We start from the raw sequence: 24,230 nt of genomic DNA, 5'->3' as shown, positions 1-24,230 counted from the left end.
CCTGTCAGAAGCCGTATGCCACCGCCGGGCCAGACCGTATATTTGTCGCCTGCCGACGACTGCCAAATCCGTTTCTATATGATTCTCATTTCGTTGCCTTATCTGATTCTATGCTGAACTGGGCTTATCCCGTAGCCTGGCCCGAGCTATTGGCACTGAGTTTTTTTTTCGTGCTGTACGTGGGATTCGCGCTGCGGACCCGCCGACTGGCCGCGCCGCTGGGCCAGCGGGGCTGGCGCTTGGGCTGGAAGCTGGCCTTGCGCCTGCTGTATTTCGGCTTGCTGGGTGTGGCGCTGCTTGGACCGGCGTACGGCGTGACGCAACGCCCGGTCCGGACTACGGGCAAGGATGTGTGGTTGCTAGTGGATGTGTCGCGCTCCATGGATGCGCCTGATGTGGCTCCTACGCGGCTGCAAAAAGCCAAAGCTGAGTTGGCTACTCTTATCAACCGGTTTCAGGCCGACCGAATTGGGTTGATTGTATTCGGGGCCGACGCTTACGTACAGTGCCCGCTCACCTATGACCAAGGCGCGCTTCAGCTTTTCCTGAGCACTTTGCAAACCAGCTTACTGCCGCCGGGAGCTACCGATTTTGCGCCGCCTTTGGAAATTGCCCTCGACCGGCTGGCGAAGCTCCCTCCTACGGCTACGCCGCGCGCCACGGCGCTGGTAGTGGTGAGCGACGGAGAAGATTTTGGCGAAAACCTGGAGCCGACTTTGCGGATACTGGCGCGGTCGGGGGTGCGGCTATTTGCGCTGGGCGTTGGCACGCTGGAAGGCAGCCGCTTACCGAAACCCAGAGGCGGCTACCTGCGCGACGCCCGGGGCCGCGACGCCGTGACCCGCCTCACTCCCGCTCCGCTTCAGCGGCTGGCAGAGCAAACCGGCGGGCAGTATTTCGAGTTATCGGAGCGGCGCGACGAATTTGCTTTGCTGGTAAACGCCCTGAACCGTTTGGAGGGACAAACCGAGCAAGTTCGGTCGGTATCAGTGGCTGATAACCGCTACCGATACCCGCTGGCGCTGGCACTGGCGCTATTGGTGTTCGACATTATTGTTACGGTACGAGTAATCAAACCATGAAAACGGGCTTCTTACTTATTTTCCTGGCTTTTTGGGGCGGCTGGCACGGCTTGAGTGGCATTCATGACCGGAATGAGTCTATCCGGAAAGCCCAAGCGGCGTATCAGCAGGGCAATTACCTGGTAGCAGCTACTTATTACAAGGAGGCTGTAGAAAAGCTGGGCGCTACCGATGAAGCCGTGCTGCTAAACTGGGGCCATGCCAGTGTACGGGCAGGCCAGCCAGGCACCGCCCGTACCGCTTATGGCCGGCTGCTGACCAGCCGCCAACCACAGATGCGCAGCGTAGCCCGGCAGCAATTGGGAGTATTGGCAGCAAGCAAAGGCGAGTATGCCCAAGCTTTACGCTTGCTGAAGCAGGCGCTGGTAGCCAATCCGGCGAATGCCGTAGCCCGCTACGACTATGAGCTGATTAGTGACTATTTAAGGCGGCGGCGCGACGACCCGAGCGTGCCACCCCCAGTACCGGCCGGGGCACCACCCACCCCGGAAAACCGCAAAGACCAGCAGCAGGACCCCGCCAGCCAGCCCCCACCCCGTCCTGGCCAGGATAAAGAAGGCGAGCTAAACGACCCAAAGCAGCCCGACAACCCGCAGAACCCGCCGCAAAACCGCCCCGACCAGAACGGTCAGCGTGACCCAAACCGCCCGTCGGGGACGCCGGGCAGTACGGCCAACGGTAGCCTGCAACCGGGCCAAGGGCAGGAACGCAATATGGCGCAGGGCTCAGAACCAGGCACCACACACGGGCTGAGCAACGACGAAACTGGTACGGAGGCAAGCACTGGAACTAGTAAACGGGCGGGCACCGAAACCGCTGCGCTAGACGAAACCCAGATGCAAACCCAACGGGCCCGGCTGCAACAAATGAACCTGAGCACCGGACAGGCCAAGCAGGTATTGCAGGCGCTGGATGCCGCCGAGCAACAATACTTGCAGCAGCTACCACGCAAGAGCACCCGCAAACCTGACTCCGGTAAGCCAACTTGGTAGCTTCTTAGCCCTCGGTCCACTCTCAGCCTAGCCAGCCGCCAAGCTGCCCTGGCAACAACCGGCGGCAGTTCACAACTTCACCCGTTACCTTTACCTCACAAATTCCACCACATTCCCACCCCTGCATTTATGCAAATCAAAGAAGTAGTAATAGTAGCCGCCGTTCGTACTCCTATCGGCTCGTTTGGCGGCAGTTTGGCCTCGTTGTCGGCCACGGAACTGGGAGCCATTGCTTTGAAAGGCGCGCTGGAAAAAGCGGGCGTTGCTCCTGAAGAAGTGGACCAGGTAATTATGGGCAACGTTATTTCAGCCAACTTGGGCCAGGCCCCGGCCCGGCAAGCGGCTAAGAAAGCGGGCCTGCCCGACACCGTGGAGTGTACCACCGTCAACAAAGTATGCGCCTCGGGTACCAAGGCCATTATGTTCGGGGCCCAGGCCATCATGCTTGGGCAAGCCGAGGTGATTTTGGCTGGTGGCATGGAAAGCATGAGCAATGTGCCCTATTACCTCGACAAAGCCCGTTTCGGCGCGAAATACGGCCACGGCCAGATGATTGACGGTCTGGTGCGCGACGGCCTCTGGGACCCTTACCACGACTACGCCATGGGCAACGCGGCCGAGAATACGGCCAAGGAAATGGGCATCACTCGCGAGCAGCAGGATGCTTTTGCCATTGAATCATACACCCGGAGTGCTGCCGCTGCCAAGGCGGGCAAGAAGAAAGATGAAATAGTGCCCGTAACCATCGAAAGCCGCGGCAAAGTGACGGTGATTGAAGACGACGAAGAATATCTGAAGGTGGATTTCGCCAAAGTGCCGGGCCTCAAGCCGGCCTTCCTGAAAGATGGCGGCACCGTAACGGCGGCCAACGCCTCTACCCTCAACGATGGCGCCGCCGCCGTGCTGCTGATGAGCCGCGAAAAAGCCGATGCGTTGGGCATCAAGCCGCTGGCGCTTATCCGGGGCTTTGCCGATGCCGAGCAGGCGCCCGAGTGGTTCACGACTTCGCCGGCCCTGGCCATTCCGAAGGCGTTGAAACATGCCGGTCTGGAAGCCAAGGATGTGGATTTCTACGAAATCAATGAGGCGTTTTCGGTGGTATCGTTGGCAAACAACAAGCTGCTAAGCCTGGAGGGTACCAAGGTAAACGTGTACGGCGGCGCCGTATCGTTGGGGCACCCGCTGGGCGCTTCGGGCGCGCGCATCATCACTACGCTGGTGAACGTGCTGCACAACGAAGGCGGCAAAATTGGGGTAGCCGGCATCTGCAATGGGGGTGGCGGCGCCAGCAGCATTGTGGTAGAAAAGCTGTAGGACAGTTTTTAGAAATAATTTTGAGCGCAGCTTTTTCAGAAGACGAAAAGCCGTTTTAAAGCACGTAGGCGCGCTTTTCTCCTTTCAGCAGCAGAAGTTAGAAATAACGAGTGAAGCTCCGGTCCTTTTTTGGGCCGGAGCTTTTTATTTGATATTACAACCTCTGCCCAATTGGTATTGCCACTGCCTATACCGTTGGCTTGGCCTCTCTACTGACCATCGTGCTACGCGCCGTTGGTTCTCACTCTCTTCGCTATGGACATGTTAACTTCCGGTCAACCCGTGGGCCTCTACCGCCCCGAGTTCGAGCACGACTCCTGCGGCACGGGCTTCGTCACCAGCATCCACGGCCGCCGCTCGCATCAAACCATTCCTGATGCGCTGACTATTCTGGAAAATATGGAACACCGCGGCGCCTGCGGCTGCGACGCCGACTCCGGCGACGGTGCGGGCATTCTGTTCCAGATTCCGCACGAATTCTTCATGGAGGAATGCCTGACCCTGGAAACGCACCTGCCCGAACCCGGCTACTACGGTGTGGGCATGGCCTTCCTGCCCAAGCGCATTGCCGCCAAAGCCGCCTGCCACACGCTCATCAATAAAGCTGCCGAGCAGCTGGGGCTGCGCGTGCTGGGGTACCGCCGCGTGCCCGTCAACCAAACGGGTATTGGGGCTACGGCGCTGGCTGGCGAGCCGGACATCGAGCAGGTGTTTGTGGCCAAGCCGGCGGGCATGGCCGTGGGCGAAGACTTTGAGCGCAAGCTGTTTGTGCTGCGCCGGCTCATCACTAAAACCGCCAAGGAAACCCTCAAAGACGAAGGACAGGAGTTCTACTTCGCCTCGCTTTCCAGCCGCGTTATCGTGTACAAGGGCCAGCTCACCTCGATGCAGGTGCGCGGCTACTTCCCCGATTTAAGCGACGAACGGGTGAAATCGGCCTTTGGCATGGTGCACTCGCGCTTTTCCACCAACACGTTTCCGAGCTGGAAGCTGGCCCAGCCGTTTCGGATGCTGGCGCACAACGGTGAAATCAACACCCTGACCGGCAACCTGAACTGGTTTTACTCGGGCCTCCGCTCCTACGCTTCGCCGTATTTCACGGCCGAGGAAATGGAAATGTTGCTGCCCGTTATCGACGATGGGCAGTCGGATTCGGCGTGCCTCGACAACATCATTGAGGTGCTGGTGCATTCGGGCCGCTCGTTGCCGCACGTGATGATGATGCTGGTACCCGAAGCCTGGGACGGCAACGAGCAGATGGATCCGCTCAAAAAGGCGTTCTACGAGTTCCATGCCACGTTCATGGCACCCTGGGACGGCCCCGCGGCCCTCACTTTCACCGATGGCCGCATCATTGGGGCCATGCTGGACCGTAACGGACTGCGGCCCCTGCGCTACGTCATCACCGACGACGGGCGCGTGATTATGGCCTCCGAGGCGGGCGTGCTGGCCATTCCCGAGAAAACCGTATTGCAGAAAGGCCGCTTGCAACCCGGCAAGATGTTCTTGGTGGACACCGTGGCCGGCCAAATCATCACCGACGAGGAAATCAAGGCCGATTTGGCGGGCCGGCAACCATATGGGCAGTGGCTGGAAAACTACAAGATTCGGCTGGAGGAGCTGCCCGAGCCGCGGCAGGTATTCACCGACCTCGCCGCCGATTCGGTGTTCAAGTACCAGCAGGTATTCGGCTACTCCCGCGAAGACATCGAAACCATTCTGAAGCCGATGGCGCTGGAAGGCAAGGAGCCAGTGGGCTCGATGGGTACCGACGTGCCCCTGGCCGTGCTGTCCGACCAGCCGCAGCACCTGAGCAGCTACTTCAAGCAGTTCTTCGCGCAAGTCACCAACCCGCCCATCGACCCGATTCGGGAGCGGCTGGTGATGAGCCTGGCCACGTTTATCGGCAACAGCGGCAACACCTTCGACGAAAACAAGATGCACTGCCACTGCGTGGCGCTGCGCCAGCCGGTGCTTACCAACCACGAGCTGGAAAAGCTTCGTAGCATCGATACGGGCCTGTTTCACGCCAAAACTCTGCAAACTTATTTCAAGGCCGATGGGCAGCCGGGCTCGTTGCAGAACGGCCTGGAGCGCCTGTGCCGCTACGCCGAAGATGCGGTGTACGACAAGTTCGAGGTGCTGATTCTGTCGGACCGCGCCATTGATTCCGAGCACGCCCCGATTCCGTCGTTGCTGGCCGCTTCGGCGGTGCATCACCACCTGGTGAAGAAGGGGTTGCGAGGCGAAGTAGGGCTGGTGGTAGAAGCCGGCGACGTGTGGGAAGTGCACCATTTTGCGTGCTTACTGGCATTTGGGGCCACGGCCATCAACCCGTATCTGGCGCTGGCCAGCTTGCGCACCATGCACGAAGCCGGCAAGATGGAAACCCACCTGGACTACGCGGCCCTCACCAAAAACTACCTGAAAGCGGTGTGCGACGGGCTGCTGAAGATCTTCTCGAAGATGGGCATTTCCACGTTGCAGTCGTACCACGGGGCGCAGGTGTTCGAGATACTGGGCATCAACCAAAGCGTGGTGAGCCGCTACTTCACTGGCGCCGTGACGCGCATTGGCGGGCTGGGCCTCGATGAAATTGCCCGCGAAACACTCTACAAGCACTTCAAAGGCTTCGGCAGCACCAAAAACGACGCGCCGCTGCTGCCCGAGGGCGGCGTGTATCAGTGGAAGCGGCGGGGCGAGGCGCACTTGTTCAACCCTGAAACGGTGCATTTGCTGCAACTGGCTACCCGCACCAGCAACTACGCCACCTACCAGCGCTACGCCCGCCTCGTAAACGAGCAGGCCGATAAGCTGTTCACCATCCGGGGGCTGCTCACGTTTGCCCGCCACCGCGAAGCCGTGCCGCTGGAAGAAGTGGAGCCGGCCAGCAGCATCATGAAGCGGTTTGCCACCGGCGCTATGTCGTTTGGCTCGATTTCGCACGAGGCGCACAGCACCCTGGCCATTGCCATGAACCGCATCGGGGGCAAGAGCAACACCGGCGAAGGCGGCGAAGACCCGTTGCGCTACGAGAAAATGGCCAACGGCGACTCCATGCGCTCGGCCATCAAACAGGTAGCTTCCGCCCGCTTCGGCGTAACAGCCAATTACTTAACCAACGCCGACGAGCTGCAAATCAAGATGGCGCAGGGTGCCAAGCCGGGTGAAGGCGGGCAGCTGCCAGGCCACAAAGTGGACGAGTGGATTGCGAAAGTGCGCCACGCCACGCCCGGCGTCGGTCTTATTTCGCCCCCACCCCACCACGACATCTACTCGATTGAAGACCTCGCGCAGCTGATTTTCGACCTAAAAAACGCCAACCGCACCGCCCGCATCAACGTGAAGCTGGTGAGCAAGGCTGGCGTGGGCACCATTGCAGCCGGGGTAGCCAAAGCCCACGCCGACGTGATTCTGGTGGCGGGCTTCGATGGTGGCACCGGCGCGTCGCCGCTCAGCTCCATCAAGCACGCGGGGTTGCCCTGGGAGTTGGGCTTGGCCGAAGCGCACCAGACGCTGGTGCGCAACGGCCTGCGTAGCCGCGTGATTCTGCAAACCGATGGGCAAATGAAAACCGGCAAGGACCTGGCCGTAGCGGCCTTGCTGGGGGCCGAAGAATGGGGCGTAGCCACGGCGGCCCTCATTGCGGGCGGCTGCATTATGATGCGCAAATGCCACCTCAACACCTGCCCCGTGGGCGTGGCCACCCAAGACCCCGAGCTGCGCAAGCTGTTCAGCGGGCAGCCCGAGCACATTGTGGCGCTGTTCCAGTTCATGGCCGAAGACCTGCGCGAAATCATGGCGCAGCTGGGTTTCCGGACTGTAAATGAAATGATTGGCAAGGCCCAGTTCCTGAAGGTGCGCGAAGACGTGCAGCACTGGAAAGCCAGCCACGTTGACCTAAGCGGCATGCTGCACCCTGCGCCTATTGCGGCCGGCACTACGGCCTACAACAGCGAGGAGCAGGACCACGGCCTAAGCAACGTGCTGGACTGGCAGCTGCTGGCCGCCGCCCAACCGGCCTTGGAAGAAGCCACCACGGTTTCCGGGCGCTTCGAGGTGCAAAACACCGACCGTAGCATTGGCGCGCTGCTGTCCAACGAAATCTGCAAGAAGTACGGCGCGCCCGGCCTGCCCGACAACACCATCAACTACCACTTCCGCGGCTCGGCGGGCCAGAGCTTCGGCGCGTTCTGCGCCAACGGCCTGACCTTTAGCCTGGAAGGTGAGGCCAACGACTACGTGGGCAAAGGCCTGTCGGGGGCGAAGCTGGTTATTTTTCCGGCCGCTGAAAGCCGCTACGAGCCCGACCAGAACATCATCATCGGCAACGTGGCCTTATACGGGGCTACCTCCGGCGAGCTGTTTGTGCGGGGGCAGGCCGGCGAACGGTTTGCGGTGCGCAATTCCGGGGCTACGGCCGTGGTAGAAGGCATCGGCGACCATGGCTGCGAGTACATGACCGGCGGCCGCACCCTGATTTTGGGCGAAACGGGCCGCAACTTCGCGGCTGGTATGAGCGGCGGCCTGGCCTGGGTGTACGACCCGCACGGCACGTTCCCAATGAATTGCAACCAGGAAATGGTGGAGTTGGAAGGGCTGGAGGAAGAGGATGAAACCGTTATCCGGCAGCTGCTGCACCGTCACGCGCAGCTTACGCAAAGCCGCCGGGCCAGCTTCCTGCTCGACAACTGGGCCACCGAAGCCGGCAAGTTCGTCAAGGTTTTCCCCATTGAATACAAGCGGGTGCTGCAAGCCGCGCAGAAGGTGGCCGTGCAGTAACGATGCCGCCAACTATGTAGAGACGCGACACTTCGCGTCTCGCGGCGGGGCGACCAATACCGCGCAGTCATAACAACATCAGCAACGCGGAGACGCGAAGTATCGCGTCTCTACAGTAATAGCACTTTCAAGTCATGGCCCACATAACTGGATTCAAACAATTCGAGCGGGAGCTGCCGGCCAAGGCGGATCCGCAGGAGCGCGTAACCCACAACCACGAGTTTGTGCAGATGTACGGCGAGGAGCAGCTGCAAAAACAGGCCGCCCGGTGTATGGACTGCGGCATCCCGTTCTGTCATTCGGGCTGCCCGCTGGGCAACATCATCCCCGAGTTCAACGACGCGGTGTATGCGCAGCAGTGGGAGGAAGCCTATCATATCCTGAGTTCAACCAACAATTTCCCGGAGTTTACCGGCCGGATTTGCCCCGCCCCCTGCGAGTCGGCGTGCGTGCTCAGCATCCATAGCTCGCCGGTGGCCATCGAGGAAATCGAGAAGCACATCATTGAAATTGCCTTCAGCAAGGGCTACGTACAGCCCGCGGCTCCGCTGTTAAAATCGGGTAAAACGGTGGCAGTGGTGGGCTCGGGGCCGGCGGGGCTGGCGGCGGCAGCCCAGCTGGCCAAGGCCGGGCACGCCGTTACGGTGTTTGAGCGCGACGACCGGCCCGGCGGCCTGCTTCGCTACGGCATTCCTGATTTCAAGCTCGATAAGTGGGTAATCGACCGGCGCCTCAAGCTGCTGGAAGAAGACGGGATTGTGTTCCGCTGCAACGTGGAAGTGGGCAAAGACATTCCGGCCCAGGAGCTAACCGCTTCGTTTGATGCGGTGGTACTGGCCGGCGGCGCCACCGTACCGCGCGACCTGCCCATTCCGGGCCGGGACCTGCCAGGCATCCATTTCGCCATGGATTACCTCACCCAGCACAACCGCCGGGTGAGCGAGCTGCCCATTCCGGATGATGCCATTTGGGTGGCCGGCGAAGACGTGGTAGTAATCGGGGGCGGCGACACCGGTTCCGACTGCGTGGGCACGGCCAACCGCCAGCAGGCTCGGTCCGTTACGCAGTTTGCCCTCATGCATCAGCCTTCGGCCGAGCGGCCCGCCTACGCCCCCTGGCCCCACTACCCCACCGTGTTCCGGACCAGCACCTCGCACGAAGAAGGCTGCCACCGCTACTGGGGCATTAATACCAAGGAGTTTCTGGCCGATGAGAACGGCCAGTTGCGCGCCCTGCTCGTAACCGACGTAACCTGGGAAACCGACGTGCTGGGTCGCCGCATCAAGTTCGAGGAGGTGCCGGATTCTGCCCGCGAAATTCCGTGCCAGCGGGTGATGCTGGCGTTGGGCTTCACCTCGCCTCAGTACGAAGGCCTGCTCAAGCAGCTGGGCGTAGCGCTGGATGAGCGCGGCAACGTGCGCGCCACCGACCACGCCTATCAAACCACGGTGCCCAACGTTTTCGTGGCCGGCGACATGCGCCGCGGGCAGTCGTTGGTGGTGTGGGCCATTTCGGAAGGCCGGGAAGCCGCCCGCAAAGTGGACCTGCTGCTGTCGGGCAAAACCGCTCTTCCTAGTAAAGACGCCGAAAAGATGTTTGTGTAAGTGTGGGGTGACACGCAGTTGTAGAGCGAAGCCTTTGCTTCGCGTATGGTTGAACGACTGGCGCATGCTGCGGCCATCAGCAACGAGACGCGAAGCAAAGGCTTCACGCTACAGCGAGCGTATCAATCCGAAGACGGTTCTATCATAGATGACATAGGCTGCTTGCACTATCCGGCGGTTTCCTGCGTTCTTGCCGTCATGAAACGAATTACGCTTGCCCTGCTCCTGCTTTCCACCGCTACGCATGCCCAAAAGCTGCGGCGCTTCACCACCTACTTCGACTCCACCAACACGCACAAGCGCGAAATATATTCGGCGGTGGTAGCGGGTGATACCGTGATGGAAGGCCCGTACAAGCGGTTTTACTACTCCGGCAAGCTGGAAGCTCAAACCCGCTACGCGGCCGGTAAGCGCGACTCGCTGTACGTGGAGTTCCACCCCAACGGCGGGCGGCGGCTGGAAGTGACCTACAACCAGGGCGTGCGCCAGGGCCCGTTCAAAACCTACTACGACACCGGCAAACCCGCCCAAGAAGGCACCTACGAAAACGACCAGCCCACCGGCACCCTGCGTTATTTCCACCCCGATGGCAAGGTGAAGCTGGAAACGACGCTTACCAACGGCCAACCCGTAGGCGCCGTGCGGGAAGTGTACCCATCGGGCAAAACCAAGGCGGAAATCACCTACCTGAATGGCCAAGCCAACGGTCCGGTGAAGACCTTCTACGAAAACGGCCAGGTGCAAAGTGAGGCCACCTTTGCCAAGGGCCTGCTGGCCGGCCCCTACAAAACCTACTACGACAACGGCCAGGTGGAAACCGAGGTACTGGCCGACAAAACCGGCAAAGGCAGCTACCGCAGCTACTACCGCTCCGGCAAGCTGCGCACCGAAGGCACCTACGTGGCGGCCAATTTCACGGGCCGCGCCGTGAAAAACCCGCTCGGCGACGACCTTACCAAGCAGGCCCGCAACCTCACCGGCGGCAGCTCCAACCTTGAAGGCCCCGCCAAAGCCTACTACGAAAGCGGCGCCCTGAAAAGCAAGATGAACTACCGCCAGGGCGTACTAACGGGCACCCAGGAGGATTTCTACGAATCAGGGAAGCCAGAGCAGAAAACCGAGTACGCCAACCAGGCCCGCGACCGGAAAGTGACCAGCTACTTCGAGGACGGCCTAGTGCGCGAAGAACAGCAGTTCAAGAACAACCAGCCGACGGGCGTGTGGCGCAAGTTTCACGCGGGCAGCAAGCAGCCCGCCAGCCAGGAAACCTACGTAAATGGCCGCCTGGCCGGCGAGAAACTGACCTACTCCCCCACCGGCACGGTACTCAGCAAGGTGCTCTACGAGAACGGCAAACCCACCGGCCTCGGCCAGGACTTCTACCCCTCAGGCAAGCTAAAAGCGGAAACCACCTACGTCAAAGGCCTGAAAACCGGCACCTTCCGGCAGCTTCACGAAGACGGCACGCCCGAAGTCACCGGATTCTTCCGTAACGGCAAGGAGTCGGGCGTGTGGACCTACTTCGAGGCCGATGGCAAGACCGTAAAGGAGAAAAAGACCTTCCGCAACGGCCAAGTAGTAGCGGAAGGCGCCGCTGCCCCCGCCAGCAAACCCGCCCCGGTCCGCAAGCCACCGGTGAAGAAGTAGTAGGTACTGCTAAAAAAGCTAAAAACTAGTTCCCCTCCTTTTTAAGGAGGGGTTAGGGGTGGTTAACTAGAGCTAGTTATCGTTCTGCCAGTTTTACCACCCCTAGCCCCTCTTTAAAAAAGGAGGGGAACTAGTTTTTAGCTTTTTTTAGCTTTCTAACTAAAACCGGATAGTAAACGCGGTGCGGCCGTTTTCCTGGGTGGCTAGGCTGAACGTGAAATGGTGTTGCAGCAGAATGTCGCGGATGAGGGTGAGGCCGATGCCTTGGCCGTCGCGCTTGGTGCTGAAGAAAGGCGTGAACAGGCGGCGCTGCACGTCGGGGGCAATGGCCGGGCCGTCGTTTTCAATAACGAGCTGCGGCGGATTCTGGCTGGTGCGCACCCAGATGTTGCCGTTTTCGCCAATGGCTTCGAGGGCGTTTTTGCAGATGTTGAGCAGGGCTTGTTCCAGTTGTTGCGCGTCCAGATCTATCAGCAAAGTACCGGGCGCAAGTTCCTGATGCCACTGAATCTGGCGGCGGGTGGCCTGCACGTGTAATAGCCGCTCGGTGGTGCGCAGCAGTTCGTGCACGTCGGTGGGCTGGCGCGCGGGGGCTGGCAGGCGCACCAGATTGGCGAAGTTGGCAATGAAGTTGGCCAAATGAGTGTTGCGGCCGATGGATACGTCGAGAGCTTCGGTGAAGTCGGGCTGGTCGTCGGGGGTGAGTTGGGGGGCGTAGTAGTGGAAGCTTTGCAGGATGGAGTTGATGGCACCGATGGAGTTGTTGATTTCGTGCGACATCATGCGGATCAGCTTCTCGTAGGCCTGCTTTTCCTGCCGAATGAGGTCCTGCGTCAATTCTTCCAGCACAATAAAATGGCGCGTGAAGCCCCGGTCTACGAAGTGTGAGCAATGCGCCCGATACGTTTGGATGCCGGAGAGGCGCACCACCTGCGGCTCCTGCTTGGAAAGGTTGCTAAGCGTCAGGCCCCAGTCGCCGGGCAAATCCAGGGGTTTGGTGCCCAATAGTTGCCCCGAAGTCAGCCCCAGCATCCGTTCGGCGGCGGGGTTCACACCTTCAATATGGCCCTCAAACGAAAGCAGCAGCACCCCGGCCGGCGACGCCTGAATCAGGCTTTCCAGCAGGTAGCTTTTCTCGTGCTGTGTAACTCGCTCCTTGCGTAGCTCGTCAATCATGTGGTTGTACACGTCAATCAGCTGGTCCATTTCGCGCTGCCCCACCGGCACAAACTTCATAGAGAAGTCCTTGGCCCGAATGGCCTCAGTGCCCGCCGCAATGAGGTGAAACGGCCGTACGAAGCCCTTGTAGAGCTGCACCGTAAGAACAACACTCACCAGCAACAGCCCTTCCAGCCCTACAAACAACGGCGCGTTGGTGCGCACCACCTGCGCCGCCAGCACTATTAGCACGGCGTGGATGATGACCACAAACAGAATAAACTTGACGCGCAGGGACATGCAGAAGAGGTAGTGAATTAGCGTCTAAGCTAAAACTAGAAACTAAAAGCTCCCCTCCTTTTTTCAAGGAGGGGTGGCCGCAGGCCGGGGTGGTTTACTAGAACTAGAGAACTAAAGCTAGTTATCGTTCTGACGGTTTTACCACCCCTAGCCCCTCCTTGAAAAGAGGGGAGTTAATTTTTTAGCTTCTAGCCCCTCTTCTACTCGGCATCAAACGGAATGGCGTATTTCTCCAGGCGGCGGTAGAGGGCGCCGCGGCTGAGGCCCAGAGCTTTAGCCACGCGGCTAATGTTGCCGTTGTAGTGCTCCAAGGTGCGCCGGATCATTTGGGCTTCCAGCTCGTCGAGGGTCATGGTGCCGGGCTCGGGCAGTTCGCCGGTTTCGGCGGGGCGCGGGGGTAGGCGCTGGGACTGGGCCTGGAAGTCCTCGGGGCCTAGCTCGTCTTTGCCCGATACCAGCACGGCCCGCTCCACCAGGTTTTTCAGCTCCCGGATGTTGCCCGGCAGCAATTGCTCCTGTAGCCAATGTTGGGCGCGGGTACCCACTTTCAAAGCGGGGCGGTTGTAGGTGGTGCGCAGGCCATCCACGAAGTGCTGCACCAGCAGCGGAATATCCTGGGGCCGCTCGCGCAGGGCGGGCAGGCGCACGGTAATCAGGTTGATGCGGTAAAACAAATCCTCCCGGAAGCGGCCCTGCTGCACCATCTCGGCCAGGTTGCGGTTGGTGGCGCAAATCACCCGGATGTCGAGGCGGCGCGGCTTACTGTCGCCGAGCACCTCGTAGGTACGGTCTTGCAGCACGCGGAGTAGTTTCACCTGGCTGCCGAGGTCCAGCTCCCCAATTTCGTCGAGGAAGATGGTGCCGCCGTTGGCCAGCTCGAAGCGGCCGACCCGGTCGGTTTTGGCGTCGGTGAAGGAGCCGCGGCGGTGCCCGAACATCTCACTCTCGAACAACGACGTGGACACGCCCCCCAGGTTCACCTTCACGAAGGGCTGGCGGCGGCGGTGGCTGTTCTGGTGCACGGCTTCGGCAATCAGCTCCTTGCCGGTGCCGCTTTCGCCCTCAATCAGCACCGAGGCATCGGTAGCAGCCACTTGGCCCACGTTGCGCAGCACGTGCAGCAGGCGCGCATCCTGGCCCACTATGCCCTGGAAGTTGTACTGCTTATCGAGCTGGCGGCGGGTGAGCGTACCAGCTTCCGCCTCGGGTTCCGGCTCCTGCAAGCTGAGGATGGTGCGTACCGTTTGCAGCAGGGCGTCGTTGTTCCAGGGCTTGGTCACGAACTCCGCGGCGCCGGCTTTCATGCCTTCCACCGCCAGCGTGATGGAGCCCCAGCCGGTAATCAGGATGACGGGCACTTGCGGGGCCATCTGCTTCACCTGGCCCAGCAGGCGCAGCCCATCCTGCCCGGACGTGTCCAGCGAATAGTTCATGTCCATCAGCAGCAGGCGTGGCGGGGTTTCCTGCACAATGCGCAAGGCGTCTTCGGGCGTGGCTACGCTTTTGGTGGGGTAGCCGGCCTGTTTCAGCAGCAGCCCCAGCGATGTGCGCACGGCTATATCGTCGTCAATAATGAGAATCATAGGGAATAGAAACAACGAAGGTAAGCGGGTTCTGCCGGGAGACCTCACCCCCTAACCCCCTCTCCAAAAGAGAGGGGGAACTAGTTCTAGCTGCCAAACTTCTAAAGTTGTTCGATGAGCTAGTTCTAAAATCTAAAAACTAGTCCCCCCTCTCTTTCGGAAAGGGGCTAGGGGGTGAGGTCCCCCGTATACCTACTCCTCCCGCAGGGCCACGGCGGGCCGGACGCTGGCGGCCAACTGACTGGGATACAGGGCGCAAATGGCAGTCAGCACGTAAATCAGTACGGTGGCCAGGCCCATGCTAGCCAGATATACCGGCAGCCGGATGCCCATCACGCCCAGCAGCGGGAACTGTGCCGCCACCAGCAGCCCGAAGGCCAGCCCGAACGTGGTAACCACCATTACTTCGCCCAGAAACTGCGCGCTGATGCGGCTGCCGGTGGCGCCAATGGCCCGGCGCAACCCAATTTCGGCGCGGCGCTGGCTGATGTTGTACCACAGCACCCCGAACAGCCCAAGGGCTACGTTGAAAATCAGGAAGCCGCACACCAGCGCCATGCCGCCCATAGGCGCCAGCGCAAATTTCATGCGGGTGGTGCGCTGCTCGGGCAGGGTGGTAACGGTGGTTTTCCAGCCGCCCGTCACGGCTGCAATTTCCTTGGTCATCCGCTGTTCCAGCTCGGCGGTGGCGGTAGGCTGCACCCGAATCAGCAGCCGGGGCCGGTCGAAGTTGGCGGAATCCTTGGGGTCTACCAGGCTTTCACTGCGCTGAAAAATGGCGGGTTCAAGCTCCTGAAATTCGCCCCGGCCCCGGTAAGACGACGCCAGCACGCCGACTATCTGGAATTCCTTGTCGTCCATGGTCCGCACGATTTTACCCACGGCTGGCCCATCGGCAAATAAGGCCTGGCGGGCCTCCTGCGAGATAACCAGCGGGGGCCGCGCAGCCGCTTCGTCGTGCCGGTTGAACCAGCGGCCTTCCGCCAGCTCCAGGCTCAGCACGTCCTGCATGTCGTCGCCGGCGCTGTAAATGTCGCTGCCGGTTGATTTGCTGCCGGCTTTAAATTCTGTGCTACTGTCGCTGAAGGAGAAGGGCGTATTGGAGCGGGTGGAAGCCACGCTACGCACGCCGGGCACGGATTTGAGGTGCTGAATCAGGCGCTCAAACGTGGCATCCTGCCGGCTGATGGGCTGGCCATTGGGGTCCATATCTACCTGCCACACATACTCGTAGCTGTAGCCCAGCGGGGCAGTGTATTTACGGTAGCTGTCAACCAGCAAGCTGCCCAGCACGAACAGCACCACGAAGGCAAAGAATATTTCGGCAACCAGCAGAAAGTTAGCCCGCTTGCGGTTCCAGATCAGGGTAAACAGATGGCGTATCATAAGGTTGAGGCAGCAGCGCGAAGCCTTTGCCTCGCGGGTTGATGGTAGTTAGTGGTGTGGGCGCGAAGCAAAGGCTTCGCGCTACCTGAGTTTGGCAGGCCGGTGCTCTAATTACGGCCGCCTTTCAAGGCCTGCACGGCCTGAAGCTTCGACATTTTGTAGGCCGGATACACGCCCGACAGCACCCCGAACAGCAAGCTCAGCAGCAGCCCACCCGCGAAAATGCGGGGGTTGAGCGTGAGCGTAGTATAGGGAATGAAGCCGCTGCTATCAATAATATGCAGCACCACGCTAGCCAGCACCAGCCCCAGCACCCCGCCCAGTAAGGTCAGAAACACATTCTCCACCAGAAACTGCCGGATAAGTGTGCCCGAGGTGGCACCAAACGCCTTCCGCACCCCGATTTCCGAAGAGCGCTCCAGAATGCGGCTCACGTTCACATTAATAAGATTGAGGGCCGGCAGCAGCATAAACAGCAGGGTTACGAGGGCCACTTTGCCCATGAGGGCAGCCACGCCGTCGTCGGGTTTGCTGTTGTTGTTGAACCAGCGCACCGTGGAGGACAGCAGGGTGCCGGCGTACACGTGTACTTTCGCGTGCTTTTTGGGGTCGGGCACGGGCACTTGGTCCACTACCCGGCTGAACTCGGCCTGCACGGCAGGTAGATCAGCGGGGGTGCGAGCCTGTATAATGGCCATACAGTCGCCGAAGTAGCCGGGGTCTTTGGCGTCCTGGGTGCTGGTGCTGATGGGCACCCACATATCGGCGTAGGAGTTGAAGCGCATACCGGGCACGTCCTTCACCACCCCTATCACTTGGTAGCGCACCCGGTCGGTTTCGATGGTTTTGCCGAGCACGCCGCTGGTGGCACCAAAATAGGCGCGGCAGGTTCGCTCGTTGAGTACGGCTACGTGGGCGCCGCTTTGCACCTCGCTCAGGGTGTAGGGCCGGCCTTCCACGAAGTCGAAATCCAGCACTTGCCAGAACTGGCCGTCGGTGTATTTCAGGTCCACATCCAGCTTCTGGTTGCCCACGTAGGCCGCAGTGGAGCTGAAATACGTGCTGATGGAAATTTTTTCGGGGGTGCGCAAGGGCCGCACATAGCGCTCCAGGAAACTGTAGCTGATGGTGCCGTTGTTGCTGCCATTGCCCTCTTTATAGGATACGGTGGCGCGGTTGACGAACAGCAGCCGATCCACCTTTTTCTCGGGCGTGTGCGGCCCCACGGTGTGGTCGTAGAAGGCATACACCACCAGCAGAATCATCAGGGTGAAGCTGATGCCGAACAGGCTGATGAAGGTGAAGAACTTGCGGCGCAGCAGGACTTTCCAGGCAATTTTGAGGTAGCTAAGCAACATGAGCGTGGGCGTAGGAAGACGATGAATAAGAAGAATGCAGGGCTATTACCTGCCGCTGCAATACGGCGCGGGCCTTGCTGAGCTGCGACTTGCTGGTTCCTTCCGATATGCCCAGCAGCCCGGCCACCTCAGGGTGCGAATAGCCTTCCAGCGCGCACAGGTTGAACACGGCCCGGTAGCCCGCCGGCAAGTCCTGCACCAGCCGGAGCAAATCGGCGGCTTGCAGCTCCACGTCGGCGGCGGGCAGGTCGGCGGCCAGGTGGCCGGTGTAGCAGTCCTCGATGCTGAGCGTGAGTGATTCCCGGCGGCGCAGCACACTCAGGGACTCATGCACCATGATGCGGCGCACCCACCCTTCCAGGCTGCCCTTGCCCTCGAACTGATGCAGGCAGCGGAACACCTTCACGAAGCCACGAGCCAGGGCATCCTCGGCGTCGAACTCGTGGCGCATATAGCGCAAACACAAGGCCAGCATCTTGGGGGCAAAGCGGCTATACAGTTGCTCCTGGGCAGCAGCGTTGCCTTGGCGGCAGGCGGCAACTAAAGCAGCATCAGTGGTTTTAGTGCTTGGTGCATAGTGCTTGGTGCTTAGTAGGTAAGGCATAGGGTTTCGAGCAATTGATAAATGAGCGTAACAGGATGCGAGTATTAGGTAACTAGGCCCTATGCACTAAGCACTGTGCACTGTGCACTAAGCACCAAGCACTAACTAACCTGGCTGCCATCGAAGAAGCGGATGAGGCGCTGCGTTTTCAGGGCCTGCTGCTCGTCGTGCGTGACCATTACAATGGTGGTTCCCTCCTGCCGGTTGAGGCCCAGCAGCAAGTCCATAATTTCCTCTCCCATCACCGAGTCGAGGTTGCCGGTGGGCTCATCGGCCAGAATGATTTCGGGGCGGCCGGCCAGGGCGCGGGCAATAGCTACGCGCTGGCGCTGCCCGCCGGAAAGCTGACTGGGGAAGTGGTTGGTGCGGGCCCCGAGTCCTACTTTTTCGAGGGCGGCATAGGCCCGCTCGCGCCGCTCTTTGCCCCCTACGCCGGGCCGGTAAAGTAGCGGCAGCTCCACGTTGTCGAGCACCGAGAGGTCGTTGATGAGGTGGTAGCTCTGGAAAACGAACCCGATTTTGTGGTTGCGCAACGAAGCCAGCTCCTTATCGGAGTACGACTGCACCGGCCGGCCATCCAGCGCTATCGTGCCGCCCGTGGGCTCGTCGAGCAGCCCCATGATGCTGAGCAGCGTGGACTTCCCGCAGCCCGAAGGCCCCATAATCGACACGAACTCGCCCTTGTTGATGGTCAGGTTCACGCGGTTCAGGGCTACGGTTTCGATGGTTTTGGTTTGGTACACCTTCTCGATGTCGCGCAGCTGAATAACGGGCTGGCTGGCGGCGGCGCGTGCTGCTTCGGTGGTTGCCTGGGGCCGGGCGGTAGTTTGGGTGAGGATGTTTTCCATGAGAAGTTGAAAGCAGAATAGGAAGGATGACGAAGGAAGTGTCCGGTTTCAAGCAGTCCGGCGCTGGGTTCCTGGCAGTATAGCCAAGCGCCGTGCCATATTCATATCAATTTGAAAAACAGATACTTATCAAACAAAACCGGTTTACACCAGCTATAAATCCTGTCCGAAAACGGACAGTGTGTTCGGTAATAAATGATGAATGGACACGTTAGTATTTAGAGTAGTATTCGCAGCAACTGATGCTATCTTGCTTTGCATCTACCAGCCAGGCATCTATGCCAATGAAATTAATTCTGCTACTGTGGCTGCTATGCCCGTTTCCGCTGCTGGCCGACTCCTGGCCCCTACCCCGTACAAAACGGTACTACTCTCCTGACAGCACCTACTTCGCGGAGATAGTGCCACTAAAAATCCCAACGAAATACGCTGCCTGGAGAGACGCTAAACCGAAGAGAAAACACAAGTTCTCGGCCGCCGATACAACCCTGGTCCCATGCCACGCCATTATGTTCCGGATTATCAATCAGGATACCATCAAGGTTTGGGAAGCCCCGCTTAGCAACTGGACGGCCCCCACAACTGCTGTGGTTACTAATGGCGGCAGCTATCTGGTTACCCTCGATAATTGGGCGAGCCTGGGCTACGGCGACAACGTTTTCGTTGTGTATAGCCAGCAAGGACACTTGCTCAAGCAGTATGCGCTAGCTGATTTTTCGCCGTTTCCAATCGACGCCTACCGCCGAAGCATCTCGTCCTTGTGGTGGTGCTGTGGCATTAAACCAACCACTTCGCAGCAAATCCAGCTCTGTTTCTACGACGAAGAGAAGAATCAGAAGACCGGACGCTACAATCTAAGCACGTTGCAATTTGAATTCTAGGGTCGTTGCTACTTTGCTGCCAGCGGCGTCTGGCGCTCGAAGTCGTAGAGTGTGAGGGCGCGCAGGCGGTAATGGGCCACCCAGGCGGCGCGCAAGGCCAGAATATAGGCGCGGCGGGCCTGGTCTTTTTCGGCTACGGCAATGGTGAGGTCGGTGAGGCTGATGCGGCCGACTTTGTAGGTGGCCTGCGCAATGGCATAGCGCTGCTGGGCCAGAGAGTCGCCTAGCGCTGCTAATGACAGTTGCTCGGCGAGGGTGCTGAGTTGGCCGGCTTGTACCTGTACGGTTTGCTCGAAGGTTACTTCTTCCTGGCTGACATCTACTTGCACTTGGCGGCGGGTTAGCTCGGCGGTTTTCACAATGGCCTTCTGGCGGCCCCAGTCCACGAGGGGCAGCGCAAACGTAAGCTGCACCTGCTGCTGGTTTTGCAAGGCCGCGTAGGTGTCCCAGAGGTTGGGGGCCTGGTTTACGTAGCCCAGGTTGGCCGAAAGCGTAGCCTGGAAGCCAGTGGTCCCGCGCGCCTTGGCCACCACTTGCTCGGCCTCCAACAGGCGGCGGCTGAATGCCAGCACCGCGCTGCGGTTTTGCCGGGCTTCTGCCAGAGCCTGCCCCGCTGGCACCACGAGGCGCGGCGCGGCGGCCGGCACGGTCAGGCGGAGCGTTTGGGGGCGCACGCCGGTGTAGCTCTGCAAGCTGACCGCCGCATTCTGGGCATCGAGCTGGCCTTGGGCCAATGCTTGGCGGGCGTTGAGCAGGTTCAGCTCCAGCCGCAGCAAGTCGCTCTGGGAAAGCTGGCCGAGTTGGTACCGCTCCTTGCCGAGGCGTAGCAGCTCCTGGTTGGCTTGCACGTTCTGGTTGGCTACTTCGGCGTTTACCTGCTGCTGCAACACATCAAAATACAGCTCCGTGATGCGTTGGGCAATGGTTTCGCGTTCTTCTACGTACAGCCGCTGGCTTTCCTGATAGCGCAACGGCTCTATGCGCCGCGCCCAGCGTAACGCGTTGAACCGGCCAATCGGCTGGGTGAGGCCAATGGCCACGGGCTGGTTGTTGTAGCGCTTCAAGCTGCGGTTGAAATCATCGAAGCGCTGCACTTCGGAGGCAATGAATACCTGCCCGCCCGTCAGGCCGATGTTCTGGCTGGCAGTCAGGGCCAGGTTGGAGTTGTTGATGCGCACGGCCCGGAAATCGGTGGTACCGTCGGGCTGCACAACCGGCGTTACGGCCCGGCTGAAACCGGGCACCACCCCTTGCAAACCCAGTTGCGGCTTGTAGTCGGCTTGGTAGCTGCGCCACTGCCAGTAGCTTTGGTCGCGGCTGGTTTGGGTTTGCCGGGCCACCGCCGACTGCGCCAAGGCCAGCTCAATTACTTGGTTCAGGGTCAGGCTGCTGGTTTGGGTTTGTGCCACGGCGGGGCCGCCGGCCAGCAACAGCAGGAAGGAAAATATCCGTTTCATGGGCTTGGCGGCTAGTTGTTGAGGGTGAGTTCGGGCGTTTCGAGGTGCTCCTTCATATCCGACACCACTACCTCTTCGCCGGGGCGCAGGCCCCCAATGATTTCCACGAAATCCAGGTTACTGTCGCCGAACTGCACCACGCGCCGCATGGCCTTGCCGCCCTGCACCACAAACACCGGCTGCTCTTTACCGCCCTGGTAGAACGGCCCGTTCTTCACGCGCACCACGTTATGATGCGCTTTCGTCACCACAAACACATCGGCCCGCAGGTTGGAGCGCAGGGCCGGGTGGTGGTCCTCGGCCAAAGTAGCGTAGAAGGTTACCACGCCTTTATCCACGGCGGGGCTGATGGTGCTCACGGTGCCGCGCAAATCGGTGTCGTTGATGCGGATTACCACCGGGTCGCCGAGGTGCAGGGCGTCGGCGTAAGCGTCGGAAATGGTGGCCCGCACCCGGAAGCGGCTCAGGTCGGCTACGCGGGCCAGCGGGTCGCCGGCCTGCACGGTGGAGCCGAGGTCCTCGTTCACCCAGGTAAGCACGCCGGGCTGCTGGCTGCTGATGTTGGCCTGGGCCAGCTTGCCGGCCAGCTCGGTAATGTTGCGGTCCTGAATCTGCATGGTGAAGCCTAGCTCCCGCACGTCGGCGCCGTTGGCGGCGCGCTGGTTCCGGATTTGCTCGCCCAAGCGTTTCAATTCCAGCTGCGCAATTTTCAGGTTAAGCTCGGCCTGGCGCACACTTTCCGCGGTGCCGCCCCCAATCTTCAGCAAATACTGCTCGTCGCGTAGCGCCGACTGCAAGCTGCGCACCCGCACCAGCTGTACCTGCTCCTGCGAGCGAAGGTCGTTCAGGGCTTTTTCCAGGCTGAGCTGGAGCTGGCTGTTTTTGTTGCGGTTCTGCTGCTGCTCGTCTTGCAGCTTGGCCAGCGCCGAGGTGGTTTGTTCTTTGTCGAGTTCCAGAATGGTCTGGCCCGGCAGCACCTTGCTACCCACGGCCACCGTCACCTGCCGGATAGTGCTTTGGATGGGGCTGGTAATGACTGCCTCGTGCGCCGGAATCACCACTCCGGCCGCAGTGAGGGAGGCTTCCACGTCGCCCGTTTCCACTTTGGCAGTCAGGATGGCGTTGCGCTCCAACGTAGGCTTGAGCATGTTGCGGAATGCAAACAAGCAAGCGGCTAGCAGCAAAAGCGCCCCCGCACTCAGCAGCCACATGCGGCGCTGGCGGCGGTTCTGGGTGGATGTTGAAATAGCTCTGTCCATTTTCGTACAGCAAGGAATAGTAGGTCCCTACTGTCAGCCAATGGCCGTGCCACATTCATAAACTACTATCAATCATAAACTTACACCGAACACGCACCAGTTATCATAGAACTAATATGTCCACAAATGGACAACGTGTTCGGCTGTGAAAAGCAAAGAGCCCGGCAACATGTGTTGCCGGGCTCTTTACTGCTCTATAATGCCCTGATAATAATACGCCCTTGCCTACCAGTACGCCACCTATATCCTAACCTAATTACTCTTTTGAAACTCGTCGTTAGCGGTGGTTGCGAATGGTGAAGTGGTTGAAAGCCACCGTTGAAGTAGCGGGTCCCTGGGCCAGCAGCCCCACCCGGATGCCCCGGTCCCAAGGCGGCAGGTAGGTGCCGTTGAGCGCGAAGCTGTCGAGCACAACCGGCTGCCAGGTGCTGCCATCCACGTTATAAGTGAAGCGGAAACGCTGCCCGCCCCAGGCCTCGAGGCGCAGATGCAGGGTTTTGCCGGCTGGCAACTCCACCTTGGTGATGCACTCATGCTGCCCACCCTTCACCGACCATACCTGCACGGTACCGTCGCCGGCTACCAGGGCCAGGGCGTTGTTGGGGTCGCCAATGGCCGAAAGGCCGGCGAAAGTGGCGGGCGGCAACGAGTTCAACTCCACTGCGGTAGTTACCTTGTAAGTAGCTGTGAAGGTGCGCTGCGCTACCAACGAGCCTACGCCGTCGGGGCTGGCGGTGAGCAGCAGCTGCCCGTCGCTTACGCCCACCCGCGGCTGGCGGCCAATGGGCCATTGCCAGGTACCAGCCAGGCAGTTACCCTCGAAATTGTCGGCTACGTTTAGGATGCTTACATCGTGCAGCGCGGCAGCCTGGGGGCTTTTGCCTTCAAATTCCGGCCAGCCTTCCTCGTTCCAGGTGAACTCGCTCAGCATGCCTTGCCGACCCACAAACTCGTGGCTTTGCACATGGTAGGCGTGGTGTAGCAGGAACCAGCGGCCTTCAAACTCAGCTACGGTGCCGTGGCCGGGGCATTTCCAGGTGGTGTTTTTCTTGAGGATCGGGTTTTCCGGGCATTTCTCCCAAGGGCCCAGCAAACTCTTGGCGCGGGCTACGCCGGTGGCGTAGGTGCAGCACTTGCCGCAACAGCCGTTGCCGGCATAAAACATATAGAAGTAGCTGTTGTGCCGCACAATGGCCGAGCCTTCCACCAGGCAGCCTTCCCAAGGGGCATCGTTGCGGAACAGCTCCACTTGCTCCCCAAGCAGCGCGGTATGCGTGTCGTTGATGCGCTGGGCCCAAATGGGCGTCGGGGCCTGAAAAGCATTGCCGTCTTCCTTCCACACCAGATACAGGTCGCCGTGCTCGTCGCGCATTGGGAAGCCGTCGATGGAGCCGTGGGGCTGCGCTACCAGCGGGCCGTGGTCGGTGTAGGGGCCGGCGGGGTTGTCGGCGGAGGCTACGCCGATGGCCAGCGGGCCGCCTTTCTTACGCGCCGTGTAGTAAATGTAGGTTGTGCCGTTTTCGTGGAAAATCTCGGGGGCCCAGAAATTGGCTTCCGTCCATTCCGGCAGCGAATCATTAGTAGGGAAAACGTGGCTCACCAGCTGCCAATCCACCAGGTTAGTGGACTTAAACAACGGGAAAACCGGGCCCCACTCGGCCGAAGTAGCGCTGGCCCAGTACGTATCCCCGATTTTGGCAATCGTAGGGTCGGGAAAGTCGCCGGGCAGTACGACGTTGGCATAGGAGGTAACAGGAGCCGTGGCTACGGCCGGAGCCGCGCTGATTGCGGTATTGGTAGCGGAAGCCGGCGCGCAATCCGAGGAAGAATCAGCCACAGGAGCTACCGTCTGACCTGATGTTTCTGATTGAAGAACCACAACAGAAAATGCAAAGGGTGAAAGGAAGAGAAGTAGTAGACAGCTTGTAAGGAAGCCACTTGTTTCGCAGCTATTTCCTTGCGCCGGAGCAAAGAG

At 60.1% G+C, this 24,230-nt stretch carries 16 protein-coding genes; 7 read left to right on the top strand and 9 right to left on the bottom strand.

Features of this window, described 5'->3' with window-relative positions; translation table 11 throughout:
- Positions 1-110: 110 nt before the first annotated feature.
- The 6 genes from J0X19_RS02255 to J0X19_RS02230 all read left to right on the top strand — a co-directional run bounded on the left by J0X19_RS02255 (position 111) and on the right by J0X19_RS02230 (position 11,421).
- Positions 111-1,082, top strand: coding sequence for a vWA domain-containing protein (locus J0X19_RS02255; protein ID WP_206980368.1), 972 nt, complete (start codon positions 111-113; stop codon positions 1,080-1,082).
- The gene (locus J0X19_RS02250; protein ID WP_206980365.1) at positions 1,079-2,074 is read left to right on the top strand and encodes a tetratricopeptide repeat protein; all 996 of its coding nucleotides are present in this window, start codon (positions 1,079-1,081) and stop codon (positions 2,072-2,074) included. The genes J0X19_RS02255 and J0X19_RS02250 overlap by 4 nt, the downstream gene beginning before the upstream one ends.
- Before the next feature lie 129 nt (positions 2,075-2,203).
- Positions 2,204-3,388: an acetyl-CoA C-acyltransferase gene (locus J0X19_RS02245; RefSeq protein WP_242581838.1), complete on the top strand. Its 1,185-nt coding sequence runs from the start codon at positions 2,204-2,206 to the stop codon at positions 3,386-3,388.
- Between the two features lie 255 nt (positions 3,389-3,643).
- A complete protein-coding gene (gene gltB, locus J0X19_RS02240) occupies positions 3,644-8,170 on the top strand; it encodes a glutamate synthase large subunit (protein WP_242581837.1) in 4,527 nt (1,508 codons plus the stop codon).
- A 134-nt stretch (positions 8,171-8,304) separates the two neighbouring features.
- A complete protein-coding gene (locus J0X19_RS02235; protein ID WP_206980363.1) occupies positions 8,305-9,774 on the top strand; it encodes a glutamate synthase subunit beta in 1,470 nt (489 codons plus the stop codon).
- Between the two features lie 198 nt (positions 9,775-9,972).
- Positions 9,973-11,421, top strand: coding sequence for a toxin-antitoxin system YwqK family antitoxin (locus J0X19_RS02230; RefSeq protein ID WP_206980361.1), 1,449 nt, complete (start codon positions 9,973-9,975; stop codon positions 11,419-11,421).
- Positions 11,422-11,580: 159 nt separating this feature from the next.
- Here the strand turns inward: J0X19_RS02230 and J0X19_RS02225 are convergent, their stop codons facing one another.
- The 6 genes from J0X19_RS02225 to J0X19_RS02200 form a co-directional block, all read right to left on the bottom strand.
- A complete protein-coding gene (locus J0X19_RS02225) occupies positions 11,581-12,879 on the bottom strand; it encodes a sensor histidine kinase (protein WP_206980359.1) in 1,299 nt (432 codons plus the stop codon).
- A 200-nt stretch (positions 12,880-13,079) separates the two neighbouring features.
- On the bottom strand, positions 13,080-14,462 hold the full coding sequence (locus J0X19_RS02220; protein ID WP_206980358.1) for a sigma-54-dependent transcriptional regulator: 1,383 nt from the start codon (positions 14,460-14,462) through the stop codon (positions 13,080-13,082).
- A 192-nt stretch (positions 14,463-14,654) separates the two neighbouring features.
- Positions 14,655-15,848, bottom strand: a complete 1,194-nt coding sequence (locus J0X19_RS02215; RefSeq protein WP_206980356.1) for an ABC transporter permease — start codon at positions 15,846-15,848, stop codon at positions 14,655-14,657.
- Positions 15,849-15,955: 107 nt separating this feature from the next.
- Complete coding sequence (locus tag J0X19_RS02210; protein ID WP_206980347.1) at positions 15,956-17,206, bottom strand: ABC transporter permease; 1,251 nt, start codon at positions 17,204-17,206, stop codon at positions 15,956-15,958.
- On the bottom strand, positions 17,196-17,810 hold the full coding sequence (locus J0X19_RS02205) for an RNA polymerase sigma factor (RefSeq protein ID WP_206980336.1): 615 nt from the start codon (positions 17,808-17,810) through the stop codon (positions 17,196-17,198). The genes J0X19_RS02210 and J0X19_RS02205 overlap by 11 nt, the downstream gene beginning before the upstream one ends.
- A gap of 101 nt (positions 17,811-17,911) precedes the next feature.
- Entirely contained in the window at positions 17,912-18,658 is a 747-nt protein-coding gene (locus J0X19_RS02200) for an ABC transporter ATP-binding protein (RefSeq protein WP_206980335.1), read from the bottom strand.
- A 509-nt stretch (positions 18,659-19,167) separates the two neighbouring features.
- On the opposite strand from J0X19_RS02200, the gene J0X19_RS02195 reads away from it, so the two are divergent.
- Complete coding sequence (locus tag J0X19_RS02195; RefSeq protein WP_206980333.1) at positions 19,168-19,539, top strand: hypothetical protein; 372 nt, start codon at positions 19,168-19,170, stop codon at positions 19,537-19,539.
- Between the two features lie 8 nt (positions 19,540-19,547).
- On the opposite strand, the gene J0X19_RS02190 is transcribed toward J0X19_RS02195, so the two are convergent.
- From J0X19_RS02190 to J0X19_RS25085, 3 genes are all read right to left on the bottom strand, one after another.
- The gene (locus tag J0X19_RS02190; RefSeq protein ID WP_206980331.1) at positions 19,548-20,996 is read right to left on the bottom strand and encodes a TolC family protein; all 1,449 of its coding nucleotides are present in this window, start codon (positions 20,994-20,996) and stop codon (positions 19,548-19,550) included.
- A gap of 11 nt (positions 20,997-21,007) precedes the next feature.
- The gene (locus J0X19_RS02185) at positions 21,008-22,255 is read right to left on the bottom strand and encodes an efflux RND transporter periplasmic adaptor subunit (protein ID WP_206980329.1); all 1,248 of its coding nucleotides are present in this window, start codon (positions 22,253-22,255) and stop codon (positions 21,008-21,010) included.
- Between the two features lie 277 nt (positions 22,256-22,532).
- The gene (locus J0X19_RS25085; protein ID WP_317194728.1) at positions 22,533-24,092 is read right to left on the bottom strand and encodes a family 43 glycosylhydrolase; all 1,560 of its coding nucleotides are present in this window, start codon (positions 24,090-24,092) and stop codon (positions 22,533-22,535) included.
- Positions 24,093-24,230: the final 138 nt, after the last annotated feature.

This window comes from Hymenobacter telluris (genome assembly GCF_017313265.1).
Lineage (GTDB): Bacteria > Bacteroidota > Bacteroidia > Cytophagales > Hymenobacteraceae > Hymenobacter > Hymenobacter telluris.
This window is presented reverse-complemented; position numbering and strand designations above follow the sequence as displayed.

Excerpts from the sequence above, each read along its gene's own strand:
- J0X19_RS02190 (WP_206980331.1), bottom strand. The coding sequence starts at position 20,996 with ATGAAACGGATATTTTCCTTCCTGCTGTTGCTGGCCGGCGGCCCCGCC.
- J0X19_RS02195 (WP_206980333.1), top strand. The coding sequence starts at position 19,168 with ATGTTCCGGATTATCAATCAGGATACCATCAAGGTTTGGGAAGCCCCG.
- J0X19_RS02225 (WP_206980359.1), bottom strand. The coding sequence starts at position 12,879 with ATGTCCCTGCGCGTCAAGTTTATTCTGTTTGTGGTCATCATCCACGCC.
- J0X19_RS02210 (WP_206980347.1), bottom strand. The coding sequence starts at position 17,206 with ATGTTGCTTAGCTACCTCAAAATTGCCTGGAAAGTCCTGCTGCGCCGC.
- J0X19_RS02185 (WP_206980329.1), bottom strand. The coding sequence starts at position 22,255 with ATGGACAGAGCTATTTCAACATCCACCCAGAACCGCCGCCAGCGCCGC.
- J0X19_RS02250 (WP_206980365.1), top strand. The coding sequence starts at position 1,079 with ATGAAAACGGGCTTCTTACTTATTTTCCTGGCTTTTTGGGGCGGCTGG.
- J0X19_RS02205 (WP_206980336.1), bottom strand. The coding sequence starts at position 17,810 with ATGCCTTACCTACTAAGCACCAAGCACTATGCACCAAGCACTAAAACC.
- J0X19_RS02215 (WP_206980356.1), bottom strand. The coding sequence starts at position 15,848 with ATGATACGCCATCTGTTTACCCTGATCTGGAACCGCAAGCGGGCTAAC.
- J0X19_RS02235 (WP_206980363.1), top strand. The coding sequence starts at position 8,305 with ATGGCCCACATAACTGGATTCAAACAATTCGAGCGGGAGCTGCCGGCC.
- J0X19_RS02255 (WP_206980368.1), top strand. The coding sequence starts at position 111 with ATGCTGAACTGGGCTTATCCCGTAGCCTGGCCCGAGCTATTGGCACTG.
- gltB (WP_242581837.1), top strand. The coding sequence starts at position 3,644 with ATGGACATGTTAACTTCCGGTCAACCCGTGGGCCTCTACCGCCCCGAG.
- J0X19_RS02220 (WP_206980358.1), bottom strand. The coding sequence starts at position 14,462 with ATGATTCTCATTATTGACGACGATATAGCCGTGCGCACATCGCTGGGG.
- J0X19_RS02245 (WP_242581838.1), top strand. The coding sequence starts at position 2,204 with ATGCAAATCAAAGAAGTAGTAATAGTAGCCGCCGTTCGTACTCCTATC.
- J0X19_RS02230 (WP_206980361.1), top strand. The coding sequence starts at position 9,973 with ATGAAACGAATTACGCTTGCCCTGCTCCTGCTTTCCACCGCTACGCAT.
- J0X19_RS02200 (WP_206980335.1), bottom strand. The coding sequence starts at position 18,658 with ATGGAAAACATCCTCACCCAAACTACCGCCCGGCCCCAGGCAACCACC.